The sequence below is a fragment of the Salibacterium lacus genome, assembly GCF_042684865.1.
GTDB lineage: Bacteria > Bacillota > Bacilli > Bacillales > Marinococcaceae > Salibacterium > Salibacterium lacus.
The window spans coordinates 312,042-325,487 of record NZ_JBHUML010000002.1; the positions used below are offsets into that span (position 1 = coordinate 312,042).

The 13,446-nt window shown below is 46.2% G+C and carries 16 protein-coding genes; 11 read left to right on the plus strand and 5 right to left on the minus strand.

Annotated features, from left to right (window positions below; genetic code table 11):
• Positions 1–4: 4 nt before the first annotated feature.
• A complete protein-coding gene (locus tag ACFSUB_RS02360; protein ID WP_380711577.1) occupies positions 5–1,633 on the minus strand; it encodes a DEAD/DEAH box helicase in 1,629 nt (542 codons plus the stop codon).
• Positions 1,634–2,252: 619 nt separating this feature from the next.
• Positions 2,253–2,639 carry a rhodanese-like domain-containing protein gene (locus ACFSUB_RS02365; RefSeq protein ID WP_380711578.1) on the minus strand — a complete coding sequence of 129 codons (387 nt, stop codon included), beginning with the start codon at positions 2,637–2,639 and terminating at the stop codon, positions 2,253–2,255.
• 167 nt (positions 2,640–2,806) lie between these two features.
• Between ACFSUB_RS02365 and ACFSUB_RS02370 the strand changes: the two genes are divergently transcribed.
• Positions 2,807–3,643 (plus strand): lipoate--protein ligase family protein, encoded by an 837-nt coding sequence (locus tag ACFSUB_RS02370; RefSeq protein ID WP_380711579.1) that lies wholly within the window; start codon positions 2,807–2,809, stop codon positions 3,641–3,643.
• Positions 3,644–3,717: 74 nt separating this feature from the next.
• Here ACFSUB_RS02370 and dat read toward each other — a convergent pair whose 3' ends face one another.
• On the minus strand, positions 3,718–4,557 hold the full coding sequence (gene dat, locus ACFSUB_RS02375) for a D-amino-acid transaminase (RefSeq protein ID WP_380711580.1): 840 nt from the start codon (positions 4,555–4,557) through the stop codon (positions 3,718–3,720).
• Between the two features lie 189 nt (positions 4,558–4,746).
• Here dat and mntR point away from each other — a divergent pair, with 189 nt between their 5' ends.
• Together mntR and ACFSUB_RS02385 are read left to right on the plus strand one after the other, a co-directional pair.
• Entirely contained in the window at positions 4,747–5,166 is a 420-nt protein-coding gene (gene mntR, locus ACFSUB_RS02380) for a transcriptional regulator MntR (protein WP_380711581.1), read from the plus strand.
• 111 nt (positions 5,167–5,277) lie between these two features.
• Positions 5,278–6,180 (plus strand): patatin-like phospholipase family protein, encoded by a 903-nt coding sequence (locus tag ACFSUB_RS02385; RefSeq protein ID WP_380711582.1) that lies wholly within the window; start codon positions 5,278–5,280, stop codon positions 6,178–6,180.
• Between the two features lie 4 nt (positions 6,181–6,184).
• Here the strand turns inward: ACFSUB_RS02385 and ACFSUB_RS02390 are convergent, their stop codons facing one another.
• Together ACFSUB_RS02390 and ACFSUB_RS02395 are read right to left on the minus strand one after the other, a co-directional pair.
• Entirely contained in the window at positions 6,185–6,949 is a 765-nt protein-coding gene (locus tag ACFSUB_RS02390) for a hypothetical protein (protein WP_380711583.1), read from the minus strand.
• Between the two features lie 97 nt (positions 6,950–7,046).
• The gene (locus ACFSUB_RS02395; protein ID WP_380711584.1) at positions 7,047–7,436 is read right to left on the minus strand and encodes an SA1362 family protein; all 390 of its coding nucleotides are present in this window, start codon (positions 7,434–7,436) and stop codon (positions 7,047–7,049) included.
• Positions 7,437–7,737: 301 nt separating this feature from the next.
• Here ACFSUB_RS02395 and ACFSUB_RS02400 point away from each other — a divergent pair, with 301 nt between their 5' ends.
• From ACFSUB_RS02400 to spoIIIAE, 8 genes are all read left to right on the plus strand, one after another.
• Positions 7,738–8,196, plus strand: coding sequence for a YqhR family membrane protein (locus ACFSUB_RS02400; protein ID WP_380711585.1), 459 nt, complete (start codon positions 7,738–7,740; stop codon positions 8,194–8,196).
• Between the two features lie 71 nt (positions 8,197–8,267).
• Positions 8,268–9,335 (plus strand): M24 family metallopeptidase, encoded by a 1,068-nt coding sequence (locus ACFSUB_RS02405; RefSeq protein WP_380713155.1) that lies wholly within the window; start codon positions 8,268–8,270, stop codon positions 9,333–9,335.
• A 71-nt stretch (positions 9,336–9,406) separates the two neighbouring features.
• Positions 9,407–9,964 carry an elongation factor P gene (efp, locus tag ACFSUB_RS02410; RefSeq protein WP_380711587.1) on the plus strand — a complete coding sequence of 186 codons (558 nt, stop codon included), beginning with the start codon at positions 9,407–9,409 and terminating at the stop codon, positions 9,962–9,964.
• A gap of 198 nt (positions 9,965–10,162) precedes the next feature.
• Complete coding sequence (gene spoIIIAA / locus ACFSUB_RS02415; protein ID WP_380711589.1) at positions 10,163–11,062, plus strand: stage III sporulation protein AA; 900 nt, start codon at positions 10,163–10,165, stop codon at positions 11,060–11,062.
• 18 nt (positions 11,063–11,080) lie between these two features.
• Positions 11,081–11,593 (plus strand): stage III sporulation protein SpoIIIAB, encoded by a 513-nt coding sequence (gene spoIIIAB, locus ACFSUB_RS02420; RefSeq protein WP_380711590.1) that lies wholly within the window; start codon positions 11,081–11,083, stop codon positions 11,591–11,593.
• 33 nt (positions 11,594–11,626) lie between these two features.
• Positions 11,627–11,833, plus strand: coding sequence for a stage III sporulation protein AC (gene spoIIIAC / locus ACFSUB_RS02425; RefSeq protein ID WP_026700262.1), 207 nt, complete (start codon positions 11,627–11,629; stop codon positions 11,831–11,833).
• 12 nt (positions 11,834–11,845) lie between these two features.
• Positions 11,846–12,241: a stage III sporulation protein AD gene (spoIIIAD, locus tag ACFSUB_RS02430; protein WP_090925816.1), complete on the plus strand. Its 396-nt coding sequence runs from the start codon at positions 11,846–11,848 to the stop codon at positions 12,239–12,241.
• A gap of 13 nt (positions 12,242–12,254) precedes the next feature.
• Positions 12,255–13,442 carry a stage III sporulation protein AE gene (gene spoIIIAE / locus ACFSUB_RS02435; RefSeq protein ID WP_380711591.1) on the plus strand — a complete coding sequence of 396 codons (1,188 nt, stop codon included), beginning with the start codon at positions 12,255–12,257 and terminating at the stop codon, positions 13,440–13,442.
• Positions 13,443–13,446: the final 4 nt, after the last annotated feature.

A 13,446-nucleotide genomic window follows, 5' to 3' on the forward strand; every position in this document is an offset into this window, starting at 1 on the left:
GTGGTTACCCTCCTTTTTGTCCGGATTCATTTTCCATAAGTGCATAGAGATGGTTCAGCTTCACTTCCATTTCACGTTCGGATTCCGAGTGCTGCATCGTGTCGGTGATATACTGCTCCATTTCTTCGCCGAAATCAGAATCCAAAATGGTGTCCAATGTACCAATTACATTTTCAAACAAGTGAATTTTTTCGTACAGTAACGCAAGAACATGTTCTTCAATGGTCTGCCGGACAGCCATGTTGTAAATCTGCACGTCTTTTTCCTGTCCTAACCGGTGAAGCCGGCCGATCCGCTGTTCGAGCCGCATCGGATTCCAGGGAAGGTCATAGTTGATGATGGTACTGCTGAATTGAAGATTGATTCCTTCACCGCCGGCCTCTGTGGCAATCATTACTTTGGCGCGGTCCCGGAAAATCATCTGCATCCATTCTTTTTTGCTGTGCCCGAAACCACCCCGGAAAGGAACCGATAGTATACCGTATTGCTTGAAAAACCATTGCAGATAAAGCTGGGTCGAGCGGTACTCGGTGAAAAGAACCACTTTATCCTCTGTACTCTGGATAATGTCGAGTGCTCTTTGAGCCTTGCTGTTGGTGTCAATGTTCTGAATGTTTTCCAGAAGACTGGTGAACGTCTCTTCAGAAAGCTCTTCTTTTTCGTACATGTTCGCAAGCGTTCCATATGCCGCTTCTTTACTGCTGCAGGATTCCCGCAACAGCGTTACCGAAGTGAAACCATGAAACGGTTCTCCGTTTGCTGACGACAGGTTTTTCAGGGAATCGTAGAAATCCTGTTCCTGCGGGGTCAACGAAATATAAACGGAATGAACCTTCCGTTTCGTCCATGATATTTCCGTTTCTTCCCTTCGGTTTCTTACCATCACCTGCTGTACAATATGCTTCACTTCCTGTTCTCCTTTTTCTTTGAACAGCCGCTTAAATTCTTGCTGACTGCCGAGGAGACCAGGCTTTAATAGATGAATTAAATGAAAAAGTTCGGCGGGATTGTTCTGCACCGGGGTTGCCGTCAGCATAAGACAAAATGTTTTTTTTACGAGTCTTGCAAATTCATAGTTTTTGGTTTTGGGATTCTTTAACTTATGAGCTTCATCGAAAATAACCATATCATAGTCCTGATTAAGTACGATATCGCGGTGCGGGGGCTGTTTGGCTGTATCGATGGAGGCAATCACCACGTCCGCTTCCTCCCATACATATGTTTTTTGCTGCACAGCAGCAGGAATCAGGAATTTGCTCTGCATTTCCTGTGCCCATTGTCCGGTTAACGAAGCGGGCACGAGAATCAACGCCTTTTTAACAAGACCCCTCACCATGTATTCCTTTAAGATCAGTCCTGCTTCAATGGTTTTACCGAGACCGACTTCATCGGCAAGAATCGCTCTGCCATCCATCTCTTCCAGTACCCGTTTCGCTGTTTGTTCCTGATGTGGATAAAGGTCCACTCCCGTAATATGACGCAGGCACAGCAATCCGTCAAAGTCGGGTACCGCCTTCCACTGTTCAGCCTCATAGGCAAGCTGAAACTGCTCCCAGGAAGAAAGCTGTTCCGTTGTCCGGATAGTATGAGGAAACAACTCCCAATCCGGATGAAAGTTTAGTTCCGCCGTCATAATATTCGTTCTCCTTTTTTGGAACATCGTTAAGGGTAGTTATGTTCAAACGGAAGTAATTTTATGCATCGCACAGTATAGAGGAGAGGGATATACAAAAAAACGAGTCTGGGACAAAACGAAAACAGGCGCAGGAAAACACGAGTGTCCTGCGGCGTTGTACAGGAGCCGCTTGGCAGCGGAGTCAAAAGGCGCCGGCTCCTTCTTTTTCCTGCTGAACGCAGCGTAGATTTGTTCTCGGGTGACGTTTACAGGGGCACGAAACCCTCTAAAGTGCTTTGTGAATCATGCCTGATGACGTTTGGAGGGATACCGTATACATTAAAGTGCCTCAGGCGGCAGGCCGAACGACGTTTACGGGGACGCACAACCTCTAAAGTGCCTTCGGACCATTTCCAAGAATGTCCGTCCACCCAGCCTGAACGACACATACAAACTCCTCCATGTTCTACAAACCACCGTACACCGCCTCTGTCCTTATGCTATGGAGGGAAAGCGAAGGATGCCGGCACTAGCGGTGTATGTTAAAAACAAAGAATGCCGGACGATTATTTTAAATCGTCCGGCATTCTTTGTGTTTTTAAAGCTTTTGTTCCAGACTCTTTTTAATGATGCTGCACTATTTTTTCTGCTTGATCTTTCCCGTCCATTTTTTGAACCCTTTTTTTAACTGATAAATATCACTGTTTCCGGCTTTTTTACGAATAATACGGGCGGCCTGGCGGCTTCGTGCACCCGATTGACAGTATAAATAGACAGGCTGATCCTCCCTGATTTCGTTAATACGCTGCTTCAGCTGGGACAGCGGTAGATTACGGGCGCCCAGAATATGACCGCCATTGTATTCACGAGGTTCCCGGACATCAAGCAGCTGTGCTTTCCGGTATCCTTTAATAAACTCTTCCTGTGTCAATTCTGTTAAGAATCCCGGTTTTTTGAAGCGCCGGAACAGAAGTACGATCAGGACAACAAGCAAAATTCCCCATAAGGTCCATGTTAACGTCATTCCCACTCCTCCTTTACATGTACAAGACTACAAGGTGTATTATAATAAGGATTGCGTGTGTAAGCAAAGTTTAATTCTTTCAAAGCCGGGAAACTTTTGATTCATCCCTGAAATTGTTACACTATTTATACAGAAGTGAAAAGTTTCCAGAGAAAGCGGGGGAGAACATGACAAAAGAAACATGGTACTTCATAGACTCCGGCAGCTGCCCTCCGGCATGGAACATGGCAATGGATGAGATGTTGATGCAGTGGCACAGTGAAGGCAGTATTCCACCTGTTGTCCGGTTTTACGGCTGGGATCCGGCTACACTGTCTGTCGGTTATTTTCAAAAAGTACATAAAGATATTGATTTCGACGCTGTTCAAAAACACGGACTTGGCTTTGTAAGACGTCCAACGGGAGGCCGTGGTGTTCTGCATGATAAAGAATTGACCTACAGTGTAATCGTGTCCGAAGATCATCCCGAAATGCCGGAGACCGTTACGGAAGCGTACCGCGTAATCTCTGAAGGCATTCTGGAAGGGTTCAGGAAACTTGGACTCCATGCTGAATTTTCCATCCCGCGTACGAAGGAAGAGGAAGAGTCTCTGAAAAACCCGAGGTCGGCTGTCTGTTTTGATGCGCCGTCGTGGTATGAACTCGTGGTGGAAGGAAGAAAAATAGCCGGAAGCGCCCAGACGAGACAGAAGGGTGTCATTTTGCAGCACGGTTCGATTCTTCTCGAACTCGAAGAAGACAAACTGTTTGATCTGTTCAAGTATTCAAGTGACAGAGTAAGAGAACGGATGCAGAAAGGGTTTAAAAAGAAAGCTGCTGCCATTAATGAGCTGACCAGCGCAAAGGTAACGATGGAACAGGTTTCAAAGGCTTTTCATGAAGGATTTGCCGACGGATTGAACGTGAACTGGGAGCCTTACACGTTAACCGAACAGCAGGAGAAACTTGTGCGTGATTTGGCCGCTGAAAAGTATGACACCGATGAGTGGAATTACCGGCGCTGAGAAAGGGAAGAACATAGAAGCTGAAAAAAACCGGTTTCTCAGAGGAGGAAGCCGGTTTTTTTCGTAAGTGAAAATTAAGAGAGCTTCCTTTCCTGAAAAGACTGTTGCAGCTGATCGGTCAGGGAGCGGGACGGCAGTGTTTTTTCCATCGTACCTGATACGTGGTTGACGGGAACGATCTCATGACTGGTGCTGGCAATAAACAATTCATCTGCGTCCTGGAGGTCTTCGAGTGTAAAAGCTGTTTCTTCGAAGGGAATCCCCTTTTCGATGCAAAGTTTTTGAATAAACTGCCTTGTGATTCCTTTTAGAATATAGTTATCTGCAGGATGGGTATAAATGACCCCGTTTTGCACCATAAAAACGTTTGTGGAAGAGCCTTCTGTTACCGTATGACCGCGGTGAAGAAGCGCTTCATGGCATCCATTGTCCTCCGCGCTTCGTTTGGCCATGACATTGCCGAGCAGGTTTATCGTTTTAATATCACAACGAAGCCACCGGATATCTTCGACAGCCCAAAGCGTGATTCCCTCTTCCTGCAGATGGGAGGGAACGTCTTCTTCTTTTGTGAATGCGGTGATGACAGGTATCATATCTCTTGAATAGAGGTGATTTCGTTCCTGTACTCCTCTTGTCATCTGCAGGTAAATGATTCCGTTATGCACGTGGTTGGCTTCAATAAGAGTCAGCATATCCTGCATGATGTGTTCCAGGGGTTTAGGAAAAGGAAGATCCAGTTCAGCGGCGCTTCTTGCAAAACGTTCGAAATGTTCATCCCATAAAAAAGGTTTTCCGTCATACAGGCGGATGACTTCATAAATCCCGTCCCCAAAATAATACCCCCGGTCCTGCAGGTGCACCCCGGCTTCTTCCTGCGGGGTTAATTGATCATGTGCCCATACATACTGCATCATTATGTCCTCCTGTTTCAAGTGTTCGTATGCATCAACTGTAACACATATTGCTGCAGAAGAAAGAAGGCGGCGCATCCTGTTTTTTTCTTTCTTCCAATCCCGGCTTTGTCCTTGGCTCTACGTTGCTGTATACTGAGAGGGAAACGTAATGATCCATGTAAATGTTTTGGACGTATTGGAGGAACATTCATGCCTACACCAAGTATGGAAGATTACCTGGAACGTATATATAAATTGATGGAAGAAAAAGGGTACGCGAGAGTGTCGGATATCGCTGAAGCTCTGGAAGTGCATCCCTCTTCTGTGACGAAGATGGTCCAGAAACTGGACAAGAAAGAGTACCTTGTGTATGAAAAATACAGGGGGCTTGTACTCACGGCTAAAGGAAAAAAAGTCGGAAAACGGCTTGTTTACCGGCATGAACTGCTGGAAGATTTCCTTCACTTGATCGGCGTGGATGAAACCTTTATTTATAATGATGTGGAAGGCATTGAACATCATTTAAGCTGGGAGGCAATCGATCGTATCGGCGACGTTGTGCAGTATTTCCAGGAGAAGGAAGAAAGAGTGCAGATCCTGAAAGAAGTCCAGCGGAATAACGAACCCTGATGCTGTATCCCGGGTTCAACCGTGAAGCACCGCTGTGTTTTGTTCTTTTCACAATTATCGTTCAGAGCCCATACGATATCATCACAAGTATGAGTATAAAGGGTGAACGGTATGAACATAGACGGTGTGTTTGCCGGCGGTGGAGTAAAGGCTTTTGCTTTTATCGGAGCGCTTCAGGAACTTGAAAAAAAGAGGTATACCTTTGAGCGTACAGCAGGAACCAGTGCGGGAGCTTTAATGGCAGCCCTGATCCAGGCGGGATACACGTCCAAAGAACTACGGTCCGTCTTTATGCCGCTGCAAAGCTCTACCATTGTGGAAGAGACGTTTCTCAACGAACGTTTCCCATGGATTTCCTGGATTTCGGTGTACTGGAGAATGGGGCTCTATAAAGGCGATAAACTCGAGAAATGGATTTATGAACTGCTTGCCGCTAAACGCATTTATACGTTTCAGGATCTTCCTGAAGGTTCATTAAAACTTATCGCCTCGGATCTGACAGAGGGACGTCTCCTGATACTGCCGGATGATCTTCCGAAATACGGAGTTGATCCCAAACGTTTTCCGGTGGCACTCGCGGTCAAAATGAGCTGCACGCTTCCTTATATTTTTCAACCTGTTAAATGGAGGACGAAAAAAAGAAACGTCCACATTATTGTGGACGGCGGAATTCTCAGCAATTTTCCTCTTTGGCTCTTCCGGGATGAACAGACCGGCCAGTGCCGGAGACCTGTGATTGGTTTTCAGCTGTCTCCTTCCCTTCAGGATGAACAGCCGTCTCCTAAAATCAAGAATGCACTCCGCCTTTATCAGTCCCTGTTTTCCACGATGCGAAAGGCGCATGATCTGCGGTATATCTCCAGACAGCAGGCTGAAAATATCGTATTTCTGCCGGTGGAGAATATTAAAAGCACTCAGTTTGATCTCGATGTTCTTCAGAAAAAAGAGTTGATTCAAATCGGTAAAACGGAAACGAAACGATTTCTGAACCGAAAATTCCCTCCTGTTGATTAAATCATCACTCCAATGTCTGAAATTTTCCGGATTGTTGATTTAATCCCAGCCGCACGGACAAAAAGGGGAGGAAAAGGGTGATCCATAAACCAACCGCCGCAGCGTGAAGAAAGAACAGCACGGAAACGGACGGTAAAAGACGACCCGCTGCAATAATTAATAACAGACCGGCTCCTCCAATAACAGCGGTTATCATTTTTTTATAGGCCGCAGTGGTGACAGTCATCCGGCATTTCAGCCTCTCCACGCTGTACCCCGCGCCTGAACCGAGAAGAAGCCCTGCATAAAGAGCACCGTCCGGAAACAGGAGAAGGAGAGAAGAGGGGAACACGAGAGAAAACGAGAACAGAAACGGTTCCGGCATGCTTCCAATCCAGTCCATCGATCTGTACACCACATAAACGATGAATGCTCCGATAAGTCCTCCCATAAAAATATCTTCCGGAGTATGAGAAGTGTAAAGGACAGTTATTCCTACGGCAATCAGAATCATACCAAAGGAAATCCAGGTAAATCGTCTGTCTCTGAACTCGAATAGAAGATATCCCCAGAAAGCGACGGCAGTCTGAACCTGTTTGGCGGGAAATGTAAACCCGCCGCTTCCGTTATCTGGAACAGGAAGAAACATCTGCTTAATGAGACCATGGAAATAAATGCTGAGCGCCAGCACGATAAGAAGTCTGCCCCCTGCCGGCTTATCCATTGTCCAGTATAAAAGGGCAGCTATGATTACCAAGAACCAATCCTCTGTAACGACTGTCCACCCCATAAACATCCTCTCCCCCTTTTTGCACCTCTGCTTCCCAATACGTTACGTTGAAAGATAACGGGATGTCATTTGTCATAAACAAAAAACCAGGCTCCGTTTAAAAAAGAGCCCGATTTTTCTTCCTGTTTTTCCTGCCTTCAATAACGGTTAAGTTATGGTCCTTCCGGCGTCTGCCTGCTGTGCGGGGAGAACCTTTTTGCGATGATTTATTTTTATTCTGCTGTTTGACCGCTTTTTGATATTTTTTGTATGAGGCTGCGTCTCTGCCGCTTCCGGCTTTTGGACCTGCTGTTTTTTGAAACTGGTTCACCGATGACCGCTTCATAAGCACTCTGGTAAACAATAAATACAGACCGGCGGCAACTGCTGTACCGACCAGGATGTACATCAGGAATCCGAATGGATCGGTAACAAGCTGATAACCGAGCCCGATAACCGCAAGGCCGAAAATAACAAGAAGGAAAGGATTTACTGGAAACCTGGACATGACATCACCTCCAAAGGGTAATCTTTCAACAGAATGATACCGTTCATACGTGCAGGAACAGGAGACCATTGTCCGTCCTCAAATCGTTTGAACATTCTTATTACTTCCATTTTACACGATACATCCTTTTTCCTCCACAATAGACTGTGAAATAAACAGAAATGTATCTGATAGAAGATAAATCTTATTATCTTACCATTCCCTTTTCTGAAGAAAATACACATAAAATTTAACGAATGTTCCGGTACCACCGTATGAAAGCACGAAGGTTCCACCATAATAACAAGTAGGAGGTGGAGCAGTGAACGAAGAATGGATCTACAATCAGAAAGCAGCTGGAATTGGATTTTTCGGTGGACTGATATGGGGCCTGGTTGGATATGCGGCCTATCTACTGAATTTCACGGAGATGGGCCCTGCAATGGCTGTCCAGCCATGGGCGCTGCCGGAATGGAAAGACACCTACCTCGGTCATTTTGCCGGAATAGCAGTTATTGCGCTGCTTTCGGTATGTACAGCTTTTTTGTACCGTATTCTTTTTCAGAAGTGGGAGTCCATCTGGCTTGGTGCTGTTTACGGTGCTGCATTGTGGGTGATTGTTTTTTATTTTCTTCATCCCCTGTTTCCGGGTAAAGATCATATTACATCGATGAGCCTTACCGATCTTGTAACAACAATTTGTCTGTACGTGACGTACGGTGTGTTTATCGGATACTCGATATCGTATGAATACAAAGTCATACAGCATCATCAGGCTTAAACTATTCAAAAAAAGGGGCTTATGATACACTGAAAGGTAACGGTTCGGAGAAGTCGGGAGGGAACACGATGATAAATAGAATAGAACATGTAAGAGAACAGCTGCGCGGCCGGGGAGCTGATGCCATTATTATTGACAGCCCTGCCAACCGTCGCTATGTAAGTGGATTTACAGGCACAGCAGGGGCAGTATTAATCACACAACAGAAAGCTTACTTTATTACGGATTTCCGGTATATAGAACAGGCTGAAGCACAATGTCCCGGCTTTGAAGTAGTACGGCACACCTCTTCTGTTTATGAAAAAGCAGGAGAACTGCTCAAAAATGAACAGGCTGCCACGCTTGTCTTTGAAAAAGACAACGTCAGCTACGCCGGCTACGAGTCACTGCAGCAGCACACAAAAGCAGAGCTGAAGCCGCTGAGTGGTCTGTTGGAAGAAATCCGGCTTATCAAAAGTGAAGAGGAACTAAACGTGCTGCAGCAGGCTGTTGATATAGCAGACCGGGCATTTGAGCACATCACGTCATACATAAAGCCGGGTGTGAAAGAAATAGATGTCAGCAATGAGCTTGAATTTTTTATGCGTCGTGAAGGAGCGGTTTCTTCTTCTTTTGATATTATTGCTGCATCAGGGACGAGAAGCGCCCTTCCCCACGGGACAGCATCAGAAAAAGCGATGCAGAGCGGCGAACTTTTGACGCTCGATTTCGGCGCTTATTTTCAAGGATACTGTTCCGATATTACACGCACGGTAGCGGTAGGGGAACCTCCAAGCAGGCTTCGGGAAATTTATCAGGTGGTGTATGAAGCACAGTTGAAAGCCCTCGAGGAAATCAAGCCCGGGATGACAGGAGCTGAAGCTGATGCAGTGGCAAGAGATCATATCGTGAAACAGGGATACGGAGAGTATTTCGGACATGGTCTGGGACACGGGCTTGGCCTGGAAGTACATGAAGGACCAAGACTTTCTCCAAAGTCCGGCAAAGTACTTGAACCAGGTATGGTTGTGACGGTGGAACCCGGTGTTTACGTGCCGGAAATCGGCGGTACACGAATTGAAGACGACATCGTAATGACAGAATATGGAAACAAAACATTGTCGAACTCCCCGAAGGAGTTAATGATTCTGGGACAGTAAATCGTGAATACGCTGTACATGTGTTATAGTGGAAAAGAAAAATTGATTTGGCAGAGATGGAGGAACGAAATATGGTTTCAGTAAATGATTTGAAAACAGGATTAACAGTGGAAGTCGAAGACGATATCTGGACGGTTGTAGACTTTCAGCACGTGAAACCGGGGAAAGGTGCTGCGTTTGTGAGAACAAAATTACGCAGTCTCCGCAGTGGTAACATTCAGGAAAAAACGTTCCGGGCCGGAGAGAAAATCAACCGGGCTCATATTGAAAACAGGAATATGCAGTATCTCTATTCCAGCGGCGATGCCCATACCTTTATGGATATGGAGAGCTTTGACCAGATGGAATTGACGAGTGACCAGATTCAATATGAATTAAACTTTCTGAAAGAAAACATGGAAGTGAAAATCATGTCGTATGGAACCGAAACGCTCGGAGTGGAACTGCCGAACAACGTGGAACTTGAGGTGTCCGAAACAGAACCGGGCATCAAAGGCGATACCGCTTCCGGCGGATCCAAACCGGCCGTGCTTGAAACAGGATATAAAGTACAGGTTCCCTTCTTTGTTAACGAAGGAGACAGACTGGTCATTGACACAAGAAAAGGGGAATATGTATCCCGGGCGTAATAGAACGGCTCGGAAAAACCTTATTACTAAGATTAAAAGTTCCGGACGATTTATAAATCGTCCGGAACTTTTTTTGTATCAATCTGTTTTTATAATCACAGCTTCTGTGTGAGTGTAACGATTTATATAGGATATTTTGTACTGGTTCTAGCGGTCTGTTCTGTGAATATGATGTATAAAAAGCCCTGGAGGACAACCATGGAACAGATCTTCTCCCTTCTCCCGGTTCACCTGCACGTGCCGCTTGCTTGGATTTCCGGTAAAGACGATGTAGAAGAAATAAGACTGCGGATCCACCAGCCGGTCGAAGTAACGACGGCGTATGGCACAACTTTTCTGAGTGATCGAAACGGACGCTTCTATGTCATGACAGAAGAAGACATGGAATATACATTACACCAGCTGAGCGAATATTCCCTGTATGCTTTCCAGGAAGAGATGAAGCAGGGATACATCACGACAAAAGGAGGGCACCGGGTCGGTATTGGCGGCCAGGTGGTGCGGGAGAATGGTATCATTCAGTCGATCAAACATGTCCGCTACTTCAATATTAGAAAAGCCGCCCATCATCAGGGGGCAGCCCGCCCCTACATTAAACAGCTGTTGAAGCCCCCGTGCGGCCATACCCTTGTGTACGGACCTCCACAAGCCGGTAAGACAACATTTCTGCGGGATTTGGCGCATTCGGCCAGTGAAGGAGTGTCAAAGTGGAATATTCCATCAAGAAAAGTTGGAATAGTGGATGAACGTTCGGAACTTGCCGCCTGTTATCACGGTACCCCTTCCTTTCCAGTTGGAAAACGCACCGATGTGCTGGATGCATGTCCAAAAGCCGAAGGGATGATGATGATGATCCGTTCCATGAGCCCGGAGATTATCGTGGTGGATGAAATCGGCAGGCAGGAAGATGCAGATGCTGTCATGGAGGCCGTGCACGCCGGGGCATCTGTTTTCTGCAGTGCCCATGCAGGCTCGTTTCAGGAGCTGAAGCAGAGACCGGTGCTTAAAGAGCTGCTGGACGCCCGCGTGTTTCATAACGTACTTCAGCTTCAACGAAGGAATGGACAAGTCCGTGCCGTGATGGTACATGACAACTGAAGAACAGGAGGGATAACGATGAGCTGGCTCGGAGCGGCATTGATTCTCACGGCCTGTACGTGGGCCGGGTTTGAATTTGCAAAACAACTGACAGAACGTCCCCGCCAGCTCAGGCAGTTAAGAACGGCACTTCAAAGTTTTGAAGCAGAAATCATGTACGGTATGAACCCGCTTCCGGATGCAAGCCAAAAAATAAGCAGTCAGCTTCCTGCTCCTGTTTCGTTTTTGTTCCGCCACTTTGCTGGTTATCTGAAACAAGGGGAACGAAATGTAGATGAAGCATGGGCGAAAAGTCTGGATCATGTATGGCCCCTTACAGCCCTTGCTTTCCGGGAAAAAGAGATTCTCCGTCAGTTTGGTACCACCCTCGGAAGACACGAAAAGATGCAGCAGCAGAAACAAATCAGGCTTGCGATGATTCATTTGGAAAAAGAAGAACAGGAAGCAAAGGAAAAAGAAAAAAGATATGAAAAGATGGCAAAATCGCTGGGATTTTTATCCGGACTTCTGATCATTGTCATGTTTATATAGCGGGTGGTTTTACTGCAGGAAGGAGGGACAATGGTGGCCTACGATGTAAATACAATTTTTCAGATTGCCGGGATCGGCATCATTGTGGCAATGATTCATACGGTGCTCAAACAAATGGGGAAAGAAGACTGGGCCCATTGGGTCACTCTCATCGGCTTTGTGGTCGTCCTTTATATGGTCGCTTCCATCATCGATGAACTATTCCAGAAAATAAAGAGTGTTTTTCTGTTTCAGGGATAGGAGGCGGTCCCCGTGGAGATCATTCAGATCGTCGGTTTCGGATTAATTGCTGTATTTTTAATTATTATCGTGCGGGAACAAAATCCGGCACTTGCCTCGGCCATTGCCCTTGCAGCAGGCGGCATGATTTTTTTGTTTGTGACGGTTCCGCTGCAGTCGGCGGTGGAGCTCATTGCCACACTTTCCGGACAAGCCGGCATCAATCAGATGTACATCCAGACATTATTGAAAATCATCGGTATTGCCTATCTTGCGGAATTTGGAGCCCATCTGGCAAGAGACGCAGAACTGGAATCCATTGCAGCTAAAATTGAACTGGCCGGCAAGATGCTTATTATTATGCTGGCGGTACCGATTTTTCAGGTATTGATTGAAACGGTGATGTCCCTGCTTCCAGGCGGCGTCTAAGGATGTGAATGATATGAAAGTACGGGCTGTACTTTTTCTATGTCTCCTTTTTTCTCTGTTTCTGCCTGCTGAATCCATTGCAGTCACAGGTGTAGAAGAAGGCCGGGAAGAGATGCAGGAGATGAAGCAGAACCAAATGGAAAATGTAAATATATCAGACATCAAACAGTATTGGGAGAACATTAATAATGAGTATGGTTCCTTTCTTCCTGAATCGCAGAAAGGATCGTTGAAAGAGTTTATCACAGGGGAAAAACAGTTCGCTCCAAAAGAATGGGGTACCGCCTTTTTGAAGTACATTTTCCATGAAGTGACCGCTAATGGAAAGCTGATGGGCACGCTTCTTATCCTGGCCGTGTTAAGTGCGGTGCTTAAAGCTGTTCAGAATGCATTCGAAACAGAAGTAGTAAATAAAGCAGCATACGCTGTCGTTTTTCTCGTTTTTATTGTTATTGCTTTGAATAGTTTCTATCTCGCCATGGATTACGTGAAAGAAACGGTCGGAGGCATGGTCCATTTCATGATTGCCCTTCTCCCTTTGATGCTTGCGCTGCTCGCCACAAGTGGAGCGGCAGCTTCTTCGGCTCTTTTTCATCCGCTGGTTGTTTTTCTTGTACAGTCGAGCGGCATGTTGATTGAGAACATTATTCTGCCGCTGCTGTTTTTTTCCGCTGTGTTAAGTATTGTGAGCAGTTTGAATGAGCACATCAAACTGACAAAACTGGCGGAGCTGCTGCGTAGGACAGCGATGGGAATTCTGGCTGTTTTTTTTACAATTTTTCTCGGAGTGATATCGGTTCAGGGAGCTACAGCCGCTGTAACAGACGGTGTTGCGATCCGGACTGCCAAGTTTATTGCAGGAAATTTTGTACCGGTCATAGGAAGGGTGTTTACTGATGCTGCTGATACGGCTCTTGGTGCCTCCGTTCTTCTAAAAAACACCGTTGGTCTTGCCGGTCTTGCTATATTGTTTCTTATCTGCGCGTTTCCTGCCATCAAAGTGCTTGTTATCAGTTTCATATTCCATTTCACTGCAGCGCTGGTACAGCCGCTTGGTGACGGTCCGCTGCTGGAGGCACTATCAGTTCTTGGAAAAACGGTGCTGTCGATGTTTGCTGCTCTGGCAGCCGTATCCTTTATGTTTTTTCTGGCACTGACATTAATTATTGTGTCGGGAAACATATCTTTGATGGTGAGGTGAGGAC